Genomic DNA, 18,931 nt, shown 5'->3' on the forward strand with positions numbered 1-18,931 from the left:
AGCGTATTCCTGAGCGGTTTATTCTTTTAACCTTACTTTGCAGCCATTAATGCTTCGTACTTCAGCATTAGTTGACCTTCATTTTCGACATTGTTGTCGTCTTTTGGAATGCAGTCTACTGGGCATACTTCTACACATTGTGGCTCGTCGAAGTGACCAACACATTCAGTACAAAGCGTAGGCTCGATCTCGTAGATTTCGTCACCCATAGAAATAGCATCGTTCGGGCACTCTGGCTCGCAAACATCGCAGTTGATGCATTCGTCAGTGATGATTAAAGACATGGTTGTTTCCTGTTACAAATTCAATAATGGGGCTAAGTCTAACAGTGCAGCGCGGCAAAAAACATTATTCCCTACAGACTACTGACCAAATACATCCATTTGGCGCTGAGTAAGGCGCTCAAACGAGGTATCTAGAAAATATAAAATGCTGTCTGCAACAGGCTGTAACTGCTTATCTTGGTAATGCTGATAATCGGGGATGGCCGTAAGGTTTTCAAGAGGCTCAGGGCCATTCAGGGTCATTACGTACTGTATACGCCGACCGGGGTTCTTCATTTTACGTGCCGCTTTAACTTGTGGTGGCTGACTGCTGACGTAACTTTCGAGCGGGCGCCTTAGTCGTTTGGTATAGGTTAGTTGGTCGTCAAATTTGCCAGCGTACAGCTGTTCACTAATTTCACGCACATAGTCCGCATAAGGTAAGTCGTTAAATATTCGTCGATAAAGCTCTTGCTGAAAGACCTTGGCAAGCATGGTCCAATCGGAGCGAACGGTTTCCAGTCCTTTAAACACCATTTCAGTGTCGCCATTTTGACGAATAGCACCTGCATAGCGTTTCTTACTACCCGCTTCACTGCCGCGAATAGTGGGCATTAGAAAGCGTAAGTAGTGTGTTTCAAACTCGATTTCTAAGCATGACTCAATTTTAAAGCGTTGTTGCAGTTGCTCCTGCCAAAATATATTGAGTTTTCTCGCCAGTTCATCACCAATGGCTTCTGATTGAGGCTCATCTAAGTCGTCATGGAGGTGAACAAATACTGAGTCAGTATCACCATAGATTACCGAGTAACCTTCCTGCTCAATAAAAGTGGCGCTTTGCTGAATGATTTCATGACCGCGTCGAGTGATACTGCTGGCTAGCTGAGGATTGAAAAAACGACAGCCCGATGAACCAAGGACACCATAAAATGAATTCATAATGATTTTTATGGCATATGAAAGTGGCGCGTTTTTAACCTTCTTTGCTGCGTCTCTATCCTGCCAAAGTTGCGTGACTAGCTCAGGTAATATGTGCTGCTCTCGTGAAAACTGAGCGTTCAAAAATCCCGGAATAGTGTTGGTCTCGTCACTGACTAAGCCGACTGACAAGCCCATTGGGTCAATCTTAAACGTGCGAATAATGCTTGGGTATAGGCTCTTGAAGTCTAGAACCAATACGTTCTTATACAAACCTGGCGTTGAGTCCATGACGTAGCCACCGGGGCTACTGGTGACGTTACTTTGACTCCCGATGTCTGGTGCAACAAAGCCTTGGCGATGTAGGCGAGGCAGGTAGAGGTTATCAAAGGCTGCAGTAGAGCCACCTTGTCTATCTATCGCTAAGCCGGTCATTCTGGCACGTTCTAGGGAAAAGTTGATGAGGTCTTTTTCTTCAAATATGCGCGCCACTAACTCACAATCTTGCAGGTTATAAGCGGCTAAGCCCACGGGGTCTTCAAGGTATTGTCTGCGAATCTCTTCTAACTTATTTCCTTCCTCTATCAGCTTGTCTTGTCCAAGTATGTGTTGTGCAACAAAACCCAGTGCGTAGTGGTCGAAAAACATGAAGGCACTTTTGAGCGCTGCAATGCCGTCTAACACAATGCGCCCAGGTACTCGGGCTACTGCAATTTGGCCAGCCATTTGTGACTCTAAAACGGTCGCAGTTTCACCGCCGCGCCCTAAGGCAAAAGGAATTTTAAGTTCTTGGCATTTCCACTTAAGAAAACTCAGGTCAAAGCCGATGACATTCCAACCAATAATAACGTCAGGATCGTAGTTTCTAATCCATGATAAGCTTTGCTCAACGGCACTTTGTTCGTCGTCGCACCATGTGATATTCAATTCGCTAGCTTTCGCAGGCGCTTGGTCAGGGTGTTTTACCATGAATATTTGGTGACTATCGACAGTACTCACAGCAATGGAATAGAGTTGCCCACGCAGATCGTGCGTTTCAATATCTAAAGAAATCCAGCGTAGTGACGGTGTATATTTTGCCGGTTTGAGTTTTGGTTGACGTATCTCTCTAAAGCTATCGCGCTGGATAACCTGACCTTGCACGGTCATTGGTGCAGTGATAAACCGCTCCATCAAGTAACGCTCAGTTGGCTTTACCTCAGACTCATAGAGTTGGGATTTGTCATAAGCTAAGTGGTCGCGTATCGCTTGTAAATCACGCTGTTGACGGAAGTAGAGACCATCCATGTCAGCATGGTCAAAGTCTTTGAGTGCGAGTGCTTTTCGATGTGCAGTGTGCGGAATTTTGAGCAGGTTATCTCGTCGCACAAAACAAACCGCGCGTTCGTTTTCAATGACTAGGCGAACAGGGTCTTGATCAGTGGCTAGCCAGAAGCTTAGCTCAATACCGTTTTTGGTATCTCGCCACTGTCGTGAAAGTAAAAAACCGTCAATCAAAGAAGTCATGCGGTCAGTTTACCCGTTAAGCCTCACTGGTATAAAGGAATAGGTTGGATCGAGCCTTTGCGGTTAATCCTGATGCTACCGTCAGCTGATGGCTTGCTACCACCTGCGGCATTACGTAAGACGTTATTAATCAGTGGGTTTAAACCCGGCTTAGCCTTGGCTAAAATATCCGCTTCGTAAACCCATTCATTAGTAATGCTCGCTAAGCCACTCAGGTCAATAGGGCCGTCAGAGGCGCTAATATCAGCGGTCAACTTGTCTTTAGAAGAACGAATGTCAGCACGATAATTTGCAGGGTCTAATCTAAGCGGAGAGGTTAGGCTGCCTTGTGCCCAGTTTAAAACACCGTCAATAATTGGGAATACATTGGGCTCTAGTTCAGCTGATTGGATCAACCCTTGAAAGCTACCGCCAAGACGGAAGTTTCTCTGAAACTTAGAAGCGATACTCGCGTCTGCTTCAAACGTTGTGTCAGTTAAGCGGATAGTGCGATCTAAACCGTAAGCGGCTAAACCTTCTGCTGTTAACTCTTCGCCATTAATATTAAAGTCAGACACAAGAGACAAACTCATCAAGCTCTTAAGTGGGCGTACTTTCCACTTAACACGGCCAAGGTTTAAGTTATCAATGCGTAAGTTGGCCGCTTGGCCATTCCAGATAGTGCCAGTGCTATTATCAATAACGATATTAGGTGCTGCCTTTTCTAAGTGCGGCTCTACGAAGGATACGGGTGTTAGTGCAAACGCTGTTACTAGAAACGTAACTAGGCCCAATAAAATTAGCTTAAACGTTTTCATTTTGCCTCCAAAGTAATTGAGGCGTTGGCGATACCAATGTCCTTAGTTGGTTTTAGCGAGAGTAATTTAACCGCTAAACCATGTTTGTTTTCGATGTCATACAAAAAGCGCATGATGTTGTCCGCTTCTGCATCTCTCAAATTCAACTTCACTGTTGTACTGTTTGGTGCGCTCATCACCCCTAAGTTTGGTCTTAGTCGCCATGTTCGAAGGGCACTCTCAACTTTCTGCTGAGGGTTTCCACGACTGACTTTAGGTGCGTTGCCACCGGTACGTTTTAGCAGTTTTATTTCACCACTAAGGCCACGCATTTGTTGCAGCATTTCGCTACGGTCGGTGATCTGAGAGTCGAGTACCTTGCGTTTATTCATCGTTGGTTGAAGTAGTACCAACCAAAATAGCAGAATAGGGACAACGACAGCGGCGATACTCACCAGTGTTTTTTCGCGCGAACTTAACATCATAAACCACTGTTTCATTCTGCGGTTTCCTCAATAACTAGGGTAGATGCGACACTGTCGGCCGTTGTTTTTGATGAGCGAATAGACACGCTAAGTTGCGCCTTTTCAGCTGTTTGTTTGAACTGGTCAAGCATGCCTAAGTTAGGTGCTTCGACTTTAAGCTCGATTTTGTTTTGTTTGAACGCTACTTCTTGGATTTCCATTTTAGGAAAGCGCTTTAACTGTGGTGCTAAGCGAGCAATGATAGGTAGAGGCGACTTATTTGCGGAGTCTGGATTACCTTCTAACTGTCTGCGTAAACTTCTCATGGAAGATAGCTGTGCGTCTGCATCGGTCAAGCTGCCATTCGCAACGGCAGAGCGGTAGACCTTAGTGATCTCACTTTCAATAGCGGTAAGCTTTTGCTCAGACTGATGGTTATGCCACATAAACATGCCTAACCACGTTGCCAGTAATAAACCCGCAATAACCCCGACAGGCTTCCAAGGCGACCAGTTAATAGACTTAAGCGCACTCTCACCACGGTTGTAGTTATTGAGTAAACTCAGTGGAAGTGTTGGCTGCAAGTCTTTCAGTTGAATCAGTGATGGTGCGTTACCCGCACGTATTTCAATATCTTGGCCTTGAAGCAGGCGCGTCATTCGTAAACTATCGCCACTCACGTCGATGACTTGTGGTGAGTGCTCTTCAAGTTGACTAGGTAAAACATAGTCCAGCACATCTAAGTCACACGCAAAGCCGCTAAACATGCCTTGACGTACTTGCGCTTCGTTTTCGGTGACCGCAACAGACCAGCCTTCGCTCGCGACAGGTAGGGCGAACATGGCGGGTAAAATATAGTGAACATTGATGTCATGTTCCTTAAGAAGGTCAATCCAAAAACCTAAACGTTCATGGTTGATGATCGCTGCTTTGACGGGTAAATCATCTGACTCACGCAGTGCGCTGAAGTGTAGTTTTTCAACATCTTCAGCAAGGCTTTCTTCTAAGGCAAACGGCAGTGCTTGCAGCATTTGCTTTTTATTTTTACTAGGAATGATTGTTTCGGCAAGCGAGACTTCATTGTCCGGAATCAGCAGTACGACTTTCTGACCACGCTGTTTACTACGGACAGTAGCCCAGTCTGAACTAACAAAATTGTCTTCAGTAATTTTGTCCCCAATACTTGCAACAAGTGGGGGAGCGTCTGGCGATGTAAGTTTAATTATTAGCAGCTTCATTTATCTTATTTATCTACAACTGTTGATTACTGAAATCTCTAGAAATGACGGTCACTTTAGCACCATCTCTATGCAGAATACTATTGATATAGAGCCGAGCGGCACCTATGTTGATCTCGCCTTGAAGAAGGAAGTATTGGCTAGTGACAGAAAGTATCTGTTCAAAGACGGCTGGTGTCTCTTCGCCTTCTGCACCATCAGGGTCTTCTAAAGCAACTTGAACGACTGCTAGCTCCTTAAAGTCAGCTAGTGACGCAAAAGATGATTCATTACGTACTTCGAGAATATTTTCAGCTGCCTCTGCGGTAAAACCAATTGCTTGTAAGGTTGTTCCATCCGCGGTGTTTACATTGACAAGGGTATACTCTGGCAATGTTGAAAAGTGTTGCTTAAGTAGTGCGTAATTGTCTTTATCAATATCTTTAAGTAAGTTGATCTCAGTCGGGCTAACCATCAGAGTATTCGCCGCATTATAGGCGGGATCTTCAATTTGGTAGTCTGACGACTCTGCACCGCCACTACTGACTGTTGAGTCACTATCTATCCAGTCTTTGGCAATATCTACAAAGCTTTCAGGTGAGTTTACTTCTTGGTCAGGGTCTATAACGAGTAGTAAGGCTTGGACATTCGCGCTAGCCAAATCGAAGTAAAACTTATCATCTAATAGTTGGTTTTGGGCTTCAGTCAGTGCTGGTGTTGTTTGGTCAGGGTCAATCGAGTCTGCAGCCGGGTCATAGGCCATGAGGTTGTTCAAGTTCAACTTCGCTTGCAGATCAGTTAACCGTCCCGATATTGTGCCGCCATCGATAGGAGTGTTAACTGGCGTTGACCATACATCATCGATGAGGTCATCTTTATCGGGAGAGTCCTCGTAGTCCCGTTTAAGCACGCTACGTGCATAATCCTCAATCCCGGTGGCGAAAGGGTAAGCGCGTTCTAAGTTACCAATATTACTAGATAGACGCGTGCTCAGTTGCTGGCGAAACAGAATGTTCGTCACAATCGCCATTGCAATGCTCATAATAACCAGAGCAATAATTAACGCAGCACCTTGTTGTTTAGACTGAGATTTCATTATTTAGGGTGTGATAGGTTCTAGGCGCTTACTTAGACGTGTCACCATTGACTCAGAACGCTTCAATTTGTATTCATAAATAGTCATATAACCGAGAACCGCTTGCACATAATTACGAGTTTCGTTGTATGGAATACTCTCAACCCAACGAGCGGCTTCCAAAGGATAATCAGGTCTCCAGCGAGGCATACGGTGTGGACCTGCATTGTATGACGCAGTCGCTAGCGCATAGTTGCCATTAAATCGCTTGAGCAATGTTTCTAAGTAAGCAGCACCTAATCTAATATTAGTCTGTGGATCGAATGTTTGCTTCTTAGATAAACGTTTAATACCTAGCCCACGAGACACTTGTTTAGCCGTACCTGGAATAAGCTGCATCAAACCCTGCGCTTTTGCATGGGATACAATGTTAGGGTCAAACGCACTTTCGCGTCGAGCGACACCATAAATCAATGCAGGCGATACGTTTTGCTCAACCGCAGCTTTACGTATCATGCTTTCATAGGGCATTGGGAAGCGTAGACCAACTTCGTTCCACGCTTTAGCACGTGATAACGTCAAAATCGCAGTGAAATGATGACCTCTATCTTGAGCAAGTTTAGCCGCTGCCATAAGCTGAGTTGGATTACGGTCTTTCAATGCGAAGAACCACTCTGCGCGGGCTTCTTTTTTCATATCTAACGCTAACAACTCAAATGCTCGTTGTATTCCAGGTTGTTTAAGTAACGCTGGAATATAATTTTCAATCTGTGGCGTTGGCTTTGCCAACATACGATAAGGTTGGCCAAGCTTATCGGCGGCTAAAAAGCCATAAAACGATGCATTTTCTGTTAGTGACTGATAAAGCGGACGTGCTTCAGCTTGGCGATTAGTTGCTTCTAGCGCTCTAGCCTTCCAGTATTTCCAACTACTATCGTCTTGCTCTTCAGTAGACATAGCGTTGACGGCATCCAATAATGTTGTCCAGCTGCCTTGGCGTAGCGCGATTCTAGCCAGCCATTCATTAGCGTCTTGGTCGCGGAACTGTGCGGGAACAGAAGCAAGCGTCGTTAGCGCGTGTGGTTTGTGATCCTTAGCATCACTCACGCCAATGTAACGGTTTATTTCTGCCTGCTGTGCACTGTCAAAGTTGTATTTTCGAAGTGCTGCTTGTAAGTAAACTCTAGCCTCATCAGTATCTTTTCTAGCGATACGTTTAATCGCATATTCAACAATATCACGAGTGTGAGCGCTGTCACGCTTCATCGCTGATTTTTTGAGAGAGTCACGAGGGTTGCTTCTAGCACCAATCCAAATGTTAGCTAATGCTCTGTCACTAGCATTTAACTTTTTAGACAGGCTTTTAGCTAGGCTTGTAGCGCCACGATTCATTGCAAGCTTAATGCGTTGCCAATAATCTTCGTAGCTAATTTGTTTGTTATCGACTAAGTGCTTAAATAAAGGGTCACATTGCTTAGGACGATCGCGGCCGGACATCCACACTTTTTTTCCATCAGCCAGCGCGTTTTTCTTATCACCAAGCTCAATACGAGCGCGTAGTTGTAAACACTCTGCTTTTAGAGAGTCACCATCCTGATAAAGGGTAAATGTTTGCCCCCATTGCTGCTCTTCATTATATCGAGACATCAACGTCTCACTCATTTGCTTACTCAATGGTGAGTCTGAGTTTTCACGCACAAACTGCTCTAACGTTTGAGTAGAGTACAGCGATGGGCGTTTACTAATGAGTTGATACTCAAGATACGGAAAAAGTTTGTACTCTCGTAGAGTACTGATTTCAGCTGACTTTCCGGCTTTAATTTTGGCGGAAAGTGTTTTGAATGTTGCTCTATCGCTTTGCTCCCCAGCAAAAACAGATGAGCTAGCGGCAAAGAAAACGCCTAGCAAAGCAAGTCTAGAAACAAGCATTTAGCACCCTATTATTATAATAACTATAGGGCTATCATCGCATTAGTGCTAAAACTAGGCAACCTACGAACGATTACAAATTATTCAGAGCATCTAAGTAACGTTGGTATCGGTTTGGCGATATTTCTTTGTCTTCAACCGCTTGTCTGATTGAGCACTGTGGTTCATGGTTATGAGTACAGTTACTAAAGCGACAGCTGTTTAAGTAAGGAATAAATTCACGGTAACCGTTAGCCAATTGAATAGCATCAAGATTATCAGGGACATAGTCTCGCACCCCTGGAGAATCCATTAAATAGGCTTCGTCAGCAAGCTCATATAGGTTTGCAGTCGTGGTGGTGTGACGGCCTTCACCAGACGTTGAAATATTGGCAGTCACAATCTCTGCATCTGGCATTATTTGATTGGCGATAGATGACTTACCAACACCCGAGCGCCCCAATAAAATATTGGTTTTGCCACTCATGGTCTTGTGAAGTTCATCAATACCTTCGCCGCTCATACCACTGACGTGTAATACTCGGTAGCCGATGTGCTCGTATTCTTTGAGCGCTTCCCAATCTTCTGGAGTGGCGTACTCTTCTGCTAAGTCAGTCTTATTGATCACAATAAGTGCTTCGGCATTTAGTCGTTCTGCGGCAATGATGTAGCGATCAACCAAGCTCCAGATAGGTTCTGGTAGCCATGAGCTAACGATGATCAACTGATCAACATTGGCTGCGATGGTTTTAGGTCTGCCTCGATAGGTAAGACGGGTGATGTCATTTTTGCGCTTGTGGATTTTGTCGATACGAGCGGTGCCCGTTTCGTTACGTTGCCAGTCGACCCAGTCACCGCAAGCCGCGTTATCAAGCTTGCGCTTGGTTGTGCATCTCAGTGTGGTCTTGTCTGCACACTGTACTAATAATTCGGCACCAAACCGAGTGATAACTCGGCCGGTGCCTTTTGTTGCTACATGAGTCTCATTGCTCATGTGTTTATATTTTTATGCATGGCGTTTTAAGCACATTATTGGGTAGCCTCAAGGCGTAGGGAACTTGTAGTACTGCTCATTTAAATAAGCCACTACATCGTGAATGTCTGTATCAAACCAGTTTGTAGGCAAGTTTGTGTCGTCTAGTCTAACCTGTGCTTCTAGCGCTTTCAAATCCTTAACTTTTTTATCTGGTGCTGTGTATTTCTCAACACCATGGCAAGCGGTGCCGCACATAGAGTCGTTGTATAGCTTCTCGCCATTTCTAGCATCGCCTGCGGCGATTACCGTTGAGCTTGCTAATACAAGAACGGTTGCTGCAATAATATTTTTGTACATGTATATCTCCCAATAATGCTGACCACATGCCGATCAACACTATTGGTTGAATTCAACGCTACTGCTTTCTTAAATGAGCAATTCGAATTGAGGCAGGTGGATGTGAATCGTAAAACGCTGAATACAGTGGATCAGGTGTCAATGTACCCGCGTTCTTTTTATATAGACCGACTAGGGCGTTAATGAGTTCCTCAGAACTTGATTCTTTTGCTGCAAAGGCGTCTGCTTCGAACTCATGTTTACGCGACCACCATGCCATGCAAGGCCCAATAAAAAAAGTAAATACAGGACTAACGAGGATAAATAGCAGCAGAGCCATGTGTGTCGATTGAGATTCGACGCCAAGTGAGTGAAAAAACCACGGTTGTTTAATAAGGAAGGCTAACACTGCGAATCCGATAAGGGTCGTTAGCATAGAAACAATCATGCCTTTGAAAACATGCTTATGCTTGAAGTGGCCTAGCTCGTGAGCCAAAACAGCTTCTATTTGAGTAGGTGTTAATTGTTTTAACAAAGTGTCAAAAAACACGATACGTTTTGTCTTACCGAAACCAGTAAAATAGGCGTTACCGTGACTAGAACGGCGTGAGCCATCCATCATAAATACACCGTCAGCATTGAATCCGCTGCGTTCTAATAGTGTGGTGATGCGATCTAGTACTTCACCTTCTTCTAGCGCTGTAAATTTATTGAATAGAGGTGAAATAAACTTCGGATAAGCCCACATCATTAGTATGGAAAAGGCAGTAATAGCTACCCATGCGTAAATCCACCACAGGTCGCCAGCAGTATTCATTAACCATAAAATCAACATGATTAACGGTACGCCAATCACGAGTGATAACGCAGAGCCTTTAATCATGTCGATAAAGAAGATTTTAAGCGTCGACTTATTGAAGCCAAACTTCTCTTCAAGCACAAAGGTGCTGTAAAGCGAGGTTGGAATGTCGATGATGCTAGATAGCAGCATAAAACTTAAAATAACCGCAGTACCCGTGATTAGCTCGCCATAACCTGAGTCAGCCCACAAGCTATCGACCCATTGTAAACCACCGCCTAGTGTCCATATGAATAACAAGACTGTGCTGACGATTAACTGCTTACGACCAAAACTGCCTTTGGCTGCTGTGTAGTCAGCGGCTTTTTGGTGTTCTTCAAGCGTGATTGAGTCTGCAAACTCAGCGGGTACAGCAGGGCGGTTTTCCATGACATGTTTTTTCTGGCGAAGAGATAACCAGAGTTGAGTGCCGATGGTAACAATTGCTGCTAAGATAAATATCAACGTAAAGGTGGGCATTTGTTAAGATAAGTCCTGAATTCAAATTTAGAAGAAAAGTATAAACCATGAATGTAGACAACAATAATTTAATCTGGATTGATCTTGAAATGACGGGCTTAGATACCGTTAACGATCAAATTATCGAAATTGCGACGGTCGTGACAGATAAAGACCTTAATATTTTGGCGAAAGGACCAGTGATGGCCATTCATCAGCCAGATGAGATTATGGCAGGCATGGATAACTGGAACACCAAGCAGCATGGCAAGTCTGGTTTGACTGAGCGTGTCCGCGTGAGTGAATTCAGTGAGCGAGATGCAGAGATTGCAACCATCGAGTTTTTAAGTCAGTGGGTTGATAAGAGCAAGTCACCTATGTGCGGTAACAGTATTTGCCAAGATCGTCGTTTCATGGCGCGTTGCATGCCAGAGTTGGAAGGCTACTTTCATTACCGCAACTTAGATGTCAGTTCACTTAAAGAGCTAGCCGTTCGTTGGAAGCCAGAAGTGACTAAAGGCTTTAAAAAGCAAGGCTCACATCTTGCGATGGATGATGTTATTGACTCTATTAATGAGTTGATTTATTACCGCAAAGAGATCATGTCTATCTAATGCTAGTTTTTTCGGATATTTCCCTTCGCCGCGGCGGACGGGAGCTGATTGGCGACAGTAGTTTTAGTATTCATCCTGGCCAAAAAGTGGGTTTGACGGGTGCTAATGGTACCGGTAAGTCATCGTTATTTGCGCTGATTCGTGGTGAATTGGGTTTAGATGGCGGGCAGTTTAATATGCCGCCAAACTGGGTCATGGCGCACGTTGCTCAGCATACGCCTGATAGCGATCAGTCTGCTTTGAGCTACGCTTTAGAAGGCGATAGCGAGTTTACGTCTTTGCAAGAACAGATGAAAACGGCAGAAGGGGAACATTTAGCGACATTGATCGGTCAGTTAGACGCGATTGATGGATACACCACTGAGAGTCGTGCAGCCTCGTTACTTCAAGGTTTAGGGTTCAAAAACGAACAAATTCATAACCCCGTCAGTAGTTTCTCGGGTGGTTGGCGAATGCGTTTGAACTTGGTTCAGGCGCTTATGTGTCGCTCAGACCTTCTGTTGCTGGATGAGCCAACCAATCATTTGGACTTGGATGCAGTGATTTGGCTGCAGCAATGGCTGATTCAATATCAGGGAACATTAATACTGATCTCGCATGACCGTGAGTTTTTGGATGCTGTGACGACCCATGTCTGTCACCTTGAACACCACAAGCTGACTCTATATACGGGTAACTACTCGGCGTTTGAAAAAGTACGTGCAGAGCGTTTAGCGCAGCAGCAAAGTACCTTTGAACGTCAGCAGCGTGAAGTGGCTCATATACGTAAGTATGTAGACCGTTTCCGCGCACAAGCAACTAAAGCACGTCAGGCTCAAAGTCGTTTAAAAGCACTTGATCGAATGGAGTTGGTTGCTCAGGCGCACATTGACTCACCGTTTAAGTTTGGTTTTTTTGAGCCTCGTAAACTGCCCGACCGCTTATTGAATATTACTGAAGCATCGATTGGTTACGGCGACACGCCTATCGTGACTAAGGTTGATTTTGAGTTAATGCCGGGACAACGCATTGGTTTAATTGGCCCAAATGGTGCGGGTAAATCAACACTGATTAAGTGTCTAGCAGGTGAGTTACCTGTTCAGGCGGGTGAGTTATGGTGTGCGCAAGATTTGCATATTGGTTACTTTGCTCAGCATCAGGTTGAGCAGTTACACCTTGACCAAACACCGCTGGAGCATATGCGGATATTGGATAAAGAAGCGCGTGAGCAGGATTTGCGTAACTATTTAGGTGGCTTTGGTTTCCAAGGTGAGCGTGTCGATGAGGCTGTTGCACCATTCTCTGGTGGAGAAAAAGCCCGACTGGTTCTGGCATTATTAGTCTATCAACGTCCAAATCTGTTACTTTTAGATGAGCCGACCAATCATCTTGATTTAGATATGCGCCATGCTTTAAGTATGGCATTACAGGTATTTGAAGGTGCTATGGTCATCGTGTCGCATGACAGACATTTGCTAAAGTCAGTGACTGATGAGTATGTGATTGTCGAAGGTGGTTTTGCGAAAGAGTTTGACGGTGACTTGGATGATTATTCTAAGTGGTTGAGCAATCGTGAGAAGGAACTAGCGGCAGTAGATAAGGTCGAAGATAAAACAGTTAGTCGTAAAGATCAGCGTAAACACGAAGCGGATATGCGTAAGCAGCTACAACCGTTGAAGCGAATCGTTGATAAGCATGAGAAAGAGTTAGATAAGTTAATTGAGCAAAGCGCGGCGCTTGAAAAGCAACTTGCTGACCCCGATATATACTTAGATGAAAATAAAGAAGCACTTAAGTCACTCTTGTTGAAAAAACGAGATGTCGACGCCGGTGTAGAAAAAACGGAAGCAGCGTGGTTAGATGCTTCTGAAGAATACGAACAAGCAATGTGTTAAAGTATGTTCATCGAGAAATGTAAATTGCTTGTTATAATAAAGATACTTACATCACAAATTTTAAGTTTAATTTTAGGAGAAAGACTATGAGTTTTATGGATGCTGGCACAGGGCAAATTGTTGCCAACGCTGCTGAAAGCGAACGCGCCGCGTTTATCAAACGCACGTATGTTCACCTTGCGGGTGCTATTGCGGCTTACGCAATTGTTGTTAGCTTTTTTATCTCAACTGGTATTGCTAATGCCTTCATGGGTGTTTTAGCAGGTAGTTCATGGATGTGGCTGCTAGTTATGGGCGCTTACATGGGTATCTCAGTACTTGCTGATAACTGGGCTCGTTCTGGTGTATCACGTGAACGTCAATACATGGGCCTAGGTCTATACATTGTTGCTTTTGGTTTTATTTCTACAATCCCAATCGCTCGTGCTGTAATGATGGACGGTAACATCGTACTTCACGCTGCAGGTATCACAGCGGCATTAGTAGCGGGTTTAACATTCACTGCATTTTCAACAAACATTAACTTCTCATTCATGGGTCGTTTCCTAATGATTGGTGGTTTTGTTGCAATGGGTATCATTGTTGCAGGTATCATCTTTGGATTCTCACTAGGCCTTTGGTTCATGGGCGCGATGATTATCTTTGCTGCTGCTTCTGTACTTTACAGTACTTCAAACATCATTCATGAGTACCACACTGATCAGCACGTTGCTGCTTCTTTGTCTTTATTCTCAAGTGTTGGTTTGTTGTTCTGGTATGTGATTCAGTTCTTGATGGCTTTCACTAGCGGTGACTAGTCTGTTGCTTAGATGTTTTAAGTAAAAGAACAGTAGTAAAAAAAGCCCCGCATTGCGGGGCTTTTTCTTGTCTGACATATCTAAAGTTACTCAGCGCTAACTGCCTGAGCTTAAGATAGTTAACACTTAAAGATCGTAACCACGCTCTTCGTGATCAACGATATCAAGACCTTGCGACTCTTCATCTTCCGTTACACGTACGCCGTTAGTCATCATGCCAACGAGTTTAAACAAGATGTAAGTAACGATAGCCGTATAAACGAAAGTAGCAACGATACCAATGACTTGAACACCTAGCTGCTGACTGATGCTTTCAATGCCATCAGCAAAGCCGTGTCCGCTGAATAAACCTAGCTCAGTTGAAGCGAAGATACCTGCTAGGAACGTTCCTAAGATACCGCCAACACCATGTACTGGGAATACATCCAGAGAGTCATCAATTTTGAACTTCTGTTTGATCAACAGTGTTGCGTTGAAGCAAACAATACCCGCTAACAGACCGATAACAAGTGCACCTGCAGGGCCTACGAAGCCAGATGCTGGAGTGATAGTACCTAGACCTGCAACCATACCGGTTACTGTTCCTAGTGCTGTTGGCTTGCCATATTTGACCCACTCATAACACATCCATGTCAATGCGCCTGTTGCCGCAGAGATATGTGTCACAAGCATTGCCATTGCAGCATCGCCGTTTGCAGCCAGTGCAGAGCCACCGTTAAAGCCGAACCAACCCACCCATAACATACCTGCGCCAGTGATGGTCATCGTCATGTTGTGAGGTGCTGTGTTACCACGAATGAAGCTCTTACGAGGGCCAATCATGATCGCTGTTACAAGTGCCGCAACACCCGCGGTGATGTGTACAACTGTTCCACCTGCATAGTCAAGAAGACCCATGTCTTGCAGCCAACCGCCGCCCCATACCCAATGAGTAATAGGTGCATAAACGAAGAATAACCAAAGTATGCTGAAGATCAGTACGCTTGAAAATTTGATGCGCTCAGCAAATGCACCAATGATCAAAGCGGGTGTAATCACTGCGAATGTCATTTGAAATAGTGCGAATAGTGGCTCAGGAATATCGCCTGATACAGAGCCTTTCGTGACACCGCTAAAGAATGCTTTAGATAGGTCGCCGATGAATGCGCCATCGCCACTGAAAGCCAGGCTGTAACCAGCAACCAGCCAAAAAATAGACGCGATTCCGGTAATTGCAAAACATTGCATCAGTATCGATAGAATATTTCGGCTCTTGACTAGTCCACCATAAAACAAGGCTAGACCGGGTAGCGTCATAAACAGAACAAGTGCTGTGGATGTTAAGATCCAAGCAGTATTTGCACCATTAATGAGTGGCTCAGCGTCAGTTGCGGACGCAGTTAATGGTAGCAGCGCTATTGATAGCGCCGCTAATGTGGCTTTTTTCATTACAATATTCCCCCTACAGAATAATGTTAAGTTTTAAAGTGCGTCTGGCCCTGTTTCTCCAGTACGAATACGCACAGTTTGTTCTACGTTTGTCACAAAAATCTTACCGTCACCAATTTTGCTAGTGTTAGCAGCTTTGATAATTGATTCGATAACAGCATCAACACGATCATCAGCGACTGCTGTTTCGATTTTTACCTTAGGTAGAAAATCAACCACATACTCAGAGCCGCGATAAAGTTCAGTGTGGCCTTTTTGACGACCAAATCCTTTGACTTCGGTAACTGTTAAGCCGTAGATACCTAGTTCAGATAGTGATTCTCGAACATCATCAAGTTTGAATGGCTTAATGATAGCTGTGATTAGCTTCATTGATACTTCCTCTTTTGTTGCAGTTGAAAAGCGCCCAAAGTGATAGTTTTGAGCGGATAAGACATTTTAGCAGATTTTGATGGGCTATTGAGCCGATGCTTTTGTATTTAGGTATGTGACGGGCGCGCGTCGGTCTGTCGACAACGTTGGGGTAATGAGGCCGTCAATCTGCCATTCCTCAGGAATCTCTGAGGCAGTGATGAGAAGATAGAGATGTTCTGACGCTCGAGTCATTGCCATGTGGAGTAGGTGAGTGTGCTCTACTTTTAGACTGCGACGGTCGTGTGCGTTTGCATTTGGGCTGTTTTCTAAGTCCATCAACTCTTCTATGCCGGTGATGAAAACCACTCGGCTTTCTAGGCCAGTAGCGCTTTCCATGTCGCAGAGTTTGATGCTCTCGTTATTTACGATCATGCTTCCAGTAAGAGCAGTTGCAGGAATGTTTATTTCCTGTTTTATCTCTTGTGCAAGTAAGCGAGAGACTTGTTTACTCGCGCATAAAACCAAAATCTCTTGTGGTGGTATGCCTTTGTTGACGAGTTGATGGATCTCACTGAATAGGCGACGTTTTTGGTCTTTAATACTAGGGAACTGCAGTAACTTAGGCTGCGTTTCAGTGTCTAATAATTCGAGTCTATTGGTTAAACAAAGCGGGTTGTTCAGCGTTTGCAGGCTGCGGTTAACACGAAAACCATCGGCGACTTTGCATATTGCTTTATTGCAGCGGTAGGTTTTGTTGAGGTTAATTGTATTTCCTCTAAGCTCAATGCCTGTCTCGTGCCAGCTAAGTACGCGGCCAGAGAAGTTATAAGCTGAGTCTGCGGCTAAAAAGAGTTGACTGTTGTTTGCCATGACTCGCTGTACTAGTTTGATCCACACCTGTGCAAAGTAGTGGGTTTCATCAATAAGTACATGTGTATAAGGCTCAAAAATTTTGCCATCATCCAACTCATTGATTAGCATGCCTGGCGCGTTAGACCATAAGTACCGTTTGCGATCTTTCAGGTGAGTATCTATGTCTATGCAAGTTTGCCAAATACGTTTACGTATCGGGTTAGCGAGCGCGTAACTACTATTCGATGATAGTGAGTCAATGTACTCAGACTCACTGGCTATAGCGTGGTTTTTGATGAAGTTAACTTCTCTTACTAAGCTATGACGATTTACTTCACCTCTAGGGAAATGTCGTTTGACCATTAAATCAAATAATTCAGTTTCTTGGTCATCATAAACAAACTGCCACGTTCCACCGAGGAGCTTTCGGCACCACTCCATAAAAGGGTGGCATTGGATGTTGTTATTTTTCCCTGTCAGGGCAGTAATATTTTCTTTTAAAACATTACTCATGGCTTTGTTATGACTTAATATCAAGATGCGAGCATTTGGATTGAGTGAATGCAACAGGGCGGCACGTTTAACGAGTACGGTACTTTTGCCGCTACCAGCCACACCGAGTAATAGTTTAGTACTGTGGGTCGTCTCACTTTGAGCGCTATTATTAATTAAGCCTGCTTTTAGGCTTTTTTCTTGTTCAGGGTTGAGCGTTATCTGCTGACCATTTTGTGTGTTAAGGATGATTTCAGAGCAAAAGTGAGTATGGATAAAGTCTCGAACCTTGTCGGAACTGGCAATACCTAAGTAGCGATCAAGTACTTTCCCCAACGCATCAGTCAGTAGTACGTCACCTATCGCGAGTAGTCCTTGATCTTTTAAATGGATCGTTTGTTTAGACTCAAGTGTTTCAGGTAACAGTAAAATGATGGGTAGTAGGTGTTGCGCGTGATCTTGCATTAATGAGGGTAGCAAGGCGTTGCGTTCTTGAGTTAACTCAAAGATGGCGGGTAAGTGGCGCAGGGTATGCTCTGTTATGTCAGCTTTGGCACTAATGCTATTATCAGCTAGCGTCGCAATCAGTACTGACTGCTTGCCTTGGATCACCCAATACTTGAGCCCAGAGTCATCTGTATTAGCGTTGAGTTGTTGGTAAACTGTGACCGAATTAGGAAGTTGTGCAAGGCGGGTATGCAATTGAGGGCTAGGGTAGATGGCAGTTAGCGAACCTTCTGGTATGATCTGTGCCATAAAATAGTATGCTCCTCAATGCTACAGTTTTAATATTTATGCTGACTCGGTCTAAAGTGACACGAGATTAAAATTTTACCATAAAGACTGCATTGGTATAATACCGTTGATTTATTTTTACGAATGCGTCGTTTCTCTTATTTAAGGACATCATAATCTTATGGCCGTGTATGCAATTGGTGATTTGCAAGGGTGCCATAAGGCGCTTCAGCGTTTATTACAAAAGGTAAACTTTTCTGCTGATAATGATCGTGTCTGGCTGGCGGGAGACTTGGTGAGTCGTGGACCCAAGTCGCTTGAAGTGCTGAGGTTTGTGAAGAGCCTAGGTGACTCTGCTGTGTGCGTCTTGGGTAATCATGATATTAGCTTGATTGCCGCGCATTATGGGGTAGCTAAACCACACTCGACATTAAAGCCTATAATGAAAGCGCCTGATCGTGAAGAGTTGGTTGATTGGTTACGCAAAAAGCCGCTGCTTCATGTGGATGATGAGCTTGGCTTTTGTATGGCTCATGCGGGTGTTTTCCCTCATTGGAATTTAAATCAAGCTCAGCAGTTTGCTAGCGAGGTTGAAATACCATTACGTGGCGCGACGACTCAGCGTTGGTTGGAAAATGTTTATGGGGATGAGCCTTCTCAATGGAGTGACTCTTTGCAGTCTTATGACAGGCATCGTTTTATTTTAAATACCTTTACGCGGATGCGAGGTTGTAACCCGGACGGTTCGCTAAACCATTTGGTAAAAGGAACAGCTAATGACCTTCAAGCTAAGGGTTTGTATCCTTGGTTTCAACTGCCGACCAGAGTATTGTTGTCTCAGCGTATAATTTTTGGACATTGGTCAGCATTGGGTTATCACAAGGATAGCCAGGTGGTTTCTTTGGATACGGGCTGTGTGTGGGGGCGAAAACTCACTGCGGTTAGACTTGATGGTGATACAATTGAGCCTATTCAGGTTGCCTGTTAAGCAGGCTTGGATGTGAAGTAAACAGGAGTATTTGGTGTATTGACATGGTTGCACAAAGGAA

Annotated in this window: 17 protein-coding genes; 4 read left to right on the forward strand and 13 right to left on the reverse strand. The window is 44.4% G+C overall.

The genetic code is table 11. The annotated features are described in order from the left end of the window. Window positions 1-32: 32 nt before the first annotated feature. From DKT75_RS15050 to DKT75_RS15095, 10 genes are all read right to left on the reverse strand, one after another. Window positions 33-284 (reverse strand): YfhL family 4Fe-4S dicluster ferredoxin, encoded by a 252-nt coding sequence (locus tag DKT75_RS15050; RefSeq protein ID WP_109824260.1) that lies wholly within the window; start codon window positions 282-284, stop codon window positions 33-35. Between the two features lie 78 nt (window positions 285-362). Next, entirely contained in the window at window positions 363-2,687 is a 2,325-nt protein-coding gene (locus DKT75_RS15055) for a DNA polymerase II (RefSeq protein ID WP_109824261.1), read from the reverse strand. A gap of 23 nt (window positions 2,688-2,710) precedes the next feature. Then, window positions 2,711-3,484, reverse strand: coding sequence for a type II secretion system protein N (locus DKT75_RS15060; protein WP_109824262.1), 774 nt, complete (start codon window positions 3,482-3,484; stop codon window positions 2,711-2,713). Further along, window positions 3,481-3,963, reverse strand: a complete 483-nt coding sequence (gspM, locus tag DKT75_RS15065) for a type II secretion system protein GspM (protein ID WP_109824263.1) — start codon at window positions 3,961-3,963, stop codon at window positions 3,481-3,483. Before gspM ends, DKT75_RS15060 begins: the two co-directional genes overlap by 4 nt. Further along, complete coding sequence (gene gspL, locus DKT75_RS15070) at window positions 3,960-5,165, reverse strand: type II secretion system protein GspL (protein ID WP_109824264.1); 1,206 nt, start codon at window positions 5,163-5,165, stop codon at window positions 3,960-3,962. Before gspL ends, gspM begins: the two co-directional genes overlap by 4 nt. 13 nt (window positions 5,166-5,178) lie before the next feature. Next, window positions 5,179-6,240: a type II secretion system minor pseudopilin GspK gene (gspK, locus tag DKT75_RS15075; RefSeq protein WP_109824265.1), complete on the reverse strand. Its 1,062-nt coding sequence runs from the start codon at window positions 6,238-6,240 to the stop codon at window positions 5,179-5,181. A gap of 3 nt (window positions 6,241-6,243) precedes the next feature. Next, window positions 6,244-8,148: a transglycosylase SLT domain-containing protein gene (locus DKT75_RS15080; protein WP_109824266.1), complete on the reverse strand. Its 1,905-nt coding sequence runs from the start codon at window positions 8,146-8,148 to the stop codon at window positions 6,244-6,246. 73 nt (window positions 8,149-8,221) lie between these two features. After that, complete coding sequence (rsgA, locus tag DKT75_RS15085) at window positions 8,222-9,121, reverse strand: ribosome small subunit-dependent GTPase A (protein ID WP_109824267.1); 900 nt, start codon at window positions 9,119-9,121, stop codon at window positions 8,222-8,224. 48 nt (window positions 9,122-9,169) lie between these two features. Further along, window positions 9,170-9,460: a hypothetical protein gene (locus tag DKT75_RS15090; protein WP_109824268.1), complete on the reverse strand. Its 291-nt coding sequence runs from the start codon at window positions 9,458-9,460 to the stop codon at window positions 9,170-9,172. A 58-nt stretch (window positions 9,461-9,518) separates the two neighbouring features. After that, window positions 9,519-10,757, reverse strand: a complete 1,239-nt coding sequence (locus DKT75_RS15095) for a M48 family metallopeptidase (protein ID WP_109824269.1) — start codon at window positions 10,755-10,757, stop codon at window positions 9,519-9,521. Window positions 10,758-10,804: 47 nt separating this feature from the next. Between DKT75_RS15095 and orn the strand changes: the two genes are divergently transcribed. The 3 genes from orn (at window position 10,805) to DKT75_RS15110 (ending at window position 14,021) form a co-directional block, all read left to right on the forward strand. Further along, the gene (gene orn / locus DKT75_RS15100; protein WP_109824270.1) at window positions 10,805-11,350 is read left to right on the forward strand and encodes an oligoribonuclease; all 546 of its coding nucleotides are present in this window, start codon (window positions 10,805-10,807) and stop codon (window positions 11,348-11,350) included. Continuing rightward, entirely contained in the window at window positions 11,350-13,224 is a 1,875-nt protein-coding gene (locus tag DKT75_RS15105) for an ATP-binding cassette domain-containing protein (protein ID WP_109824271.1), read from the forward strand. Before orn ends, DKT75_RS15105 begins: the two co-directional genes overlap by 1 nt. Window positions 13,225-13,310: 86 nt before the next feature. Next, window positions 13,311-14,021: a Bax inhibitor-1/YccA family protein gene (locus DKT75_RS15110; RefSeq protein ID WP_109824272.1), complete on the forward strand. Its 711-nt coding sequence runs from the start codon at window positions 13,311-13,313 to the stop codon at window positions 14,019-14,021. A 126-nt stretch (window positions 14,022-14,147) separates the two neighbouring features. Here the strand turns inward: DKT75_RS15110 and DKT75_RS15115 are convergent, their stop codons facing one another. The 3 genes from DKT75_RS15115 to DKT75_RS15125 form a co-directional block, all read right to left on the reverse strand. Next, window positions 14,148-15,449 carry an ammonium transporter gene (locus DKT75_RS15115; RefSeq protein WP_109824273.1) on the reverse strand — a complete coding sequence of 434 codons (1,302 nt, stop codon included), beginning with the start codon at window positions 15,447-15,449 and terminating at the stop codon, window positions 14,148-14,150. 33 nt (window positions 15,450-15,482) lie between these two features. Next, on the reverse strand, window positions 15,483-15,821 hold the full coding sequence (locus DKT75_RS15120) for a P-II family nitrogen regulator (protein WP_109824274.1): 339 nt from the start codon (window positions 15,819-15,821) through the stop codon (window positions 15,483-15,485). A gap of 84 nt (window positions 15,822-15,905) precedes the next feature. Next, window positions 15,906-17,903: a UvrD-helicase domain-containing protein gene (locus DKT75_RS15125; RefSeq protein ID WP_109824275.1), complete on the reverse strand. Its 1,998-nt coding sequence runs from the start codon at window positions 17,901-17,903 to the stop codon at window positions 15,906-15,908. 160 nt (window positions 17,904-18,063) lie between these two features. On the opposite strand from DKT75_RS15125, the gene DKT75_RS15130 reads away from it, so the two are divergent. Beyond that, on the forward strand, window positions 18,064-18,870 hold the full coding sequence (locus DKT75_RS15130) for a symmetrical bis(5'-nucleosyl)-tetraphosphatase (protein ID WP_109824276.1): 807 nt from the start codon (window positions 18,064-18,066) through the stop codon (window positions 18,868-18,870). Window positions 18,871-18,931: the final 61 nt, after the last annotated feature.

Source organism: Leucothrix arctica (genome assembly GCF_003172895.1).
Classification (GTDB): domain Bacteria; phylum Pseudomonadota; class Gammaproteobacteria; order Thiotrichales; family Thiotrichaceae; genus Leucothrix; species Leucothrix arctica.

Bases quoted from the DNA above. Each gene is read 5' to 3' on its own strand.
- gspM (WP_109824263.1), bottom strand. From the start codon at position 3,963: ATGAAACAGTGGTTTATGATGTTAAGTTCGCGCGAAAAAACACTGGTG.
- DKT75_RS15055 (WP_109824261.1), bottom strand. From the start codon at position 2,687: ATGACTTCTTTGATTGACGGTTTTTTACTTTCACGACAGTGGCGAGAT.
- rsgA (WP_109824267.1), bottom strand. From the start codon at position 9,121: ATGAGCAATGAGACTCATGTAGCAACAAAAGGCACCGGCCGAGTTATC.
- DKT75_RS15110 (WP_109824272.1), top strand. From the start codon at position 13,311: ATGAGTTTTATGGATGCTGGCACAGGGCAAATTGTTGCCAACGCTGCT.
- orn (WP_109824270.1), top strand. From the start codon at position 10,805: ATGAATGTAGACAACAATAATTTAATCTGGATTGATCTTGAAATGACG.
- DKT75_RS15080 (WP_109824266.1), bottom strand. From the start codon at position 8,148: ATGCTTGTTTCTAGACTTGCTTTGCTAGGCGTTTTCTTTGCCGCTAGC.
- DKT75_RS15105 (WP_109824271.1), top strand. From the start codon at position 11,350: ATGCTAGTTTTTTCGGATATTTCCCTTCGCCGCGGCGGACGGGAGCTG.
- DKT75_RS15090 (WP_109824268.1), bottom strand. From the start codon at position 9,460: ATGTACAAAAATATTATTGCAGCAACCGTTCTTGTATTAGCAAGCTCA.
- DKT75_RS15115 (WP_109824273.1), bottom strand. From the start codon at position 15,449: ATGAAAAAAGCCACATTAGCGGCGCTATCAATAGCGCTGCTACCATTA.
- gspL (WP_109824264.1), bottom strand. From the start codon at position 5,165: ATGAAGCTGCTAATAATTAAACTTACATCGCCAGACGCTCCCCCACTT.
- DKT75_RS15120 (WP_109824274.1), bottom strand. From the start codon at position 15,821: ATGAAGCTAATCACAGCTATCATTAAGCCATTCAAACTTGATGATGTT.
- DKT75_RS15060 (WP_109824262.1), bottom strand. From the start codon at position 3,484: ATGAAAACGTTTAAGCTAATTTTATTGGGCCTAGTTACGTTTCTAGTA.
- DKT75_RS15050 (WP_109824260.1), bottom strand. From the start codon at position 284: ATGTCTTTAATCATCACTGACGAATGCATCAACTGCGATGTTTGCGAG.
- DKT75_RS15095 (WP_109824269.1), bottom strand. From the start codon at position 10,757: ATGCCCACCTTTACGTTGATATTTATCTTAGCAGCAATTGTTACCATC.
- gspK (WP_109824265.1), bottom strand. From the start codon at position 6,240: ATGAAATCTCAGTCTAAACAACAAGGTGCTGCGTTAATTATTGCTCTG.
- DKT75_RS15130 (WP_109824276.1), top strand. From the start codon at position 18,064: ATGGCCGTGTATGCAATTGGTGATTTGCAAGGGTGCCATAAGGCGCTT.
- DKT75_RS15125 (WP_109824275.1), bottom strand. From the start codon at position 17,903: ATGGCACAGATCATACCAGAAGGTTCGCTAACTGCCATCTACCCTAGC.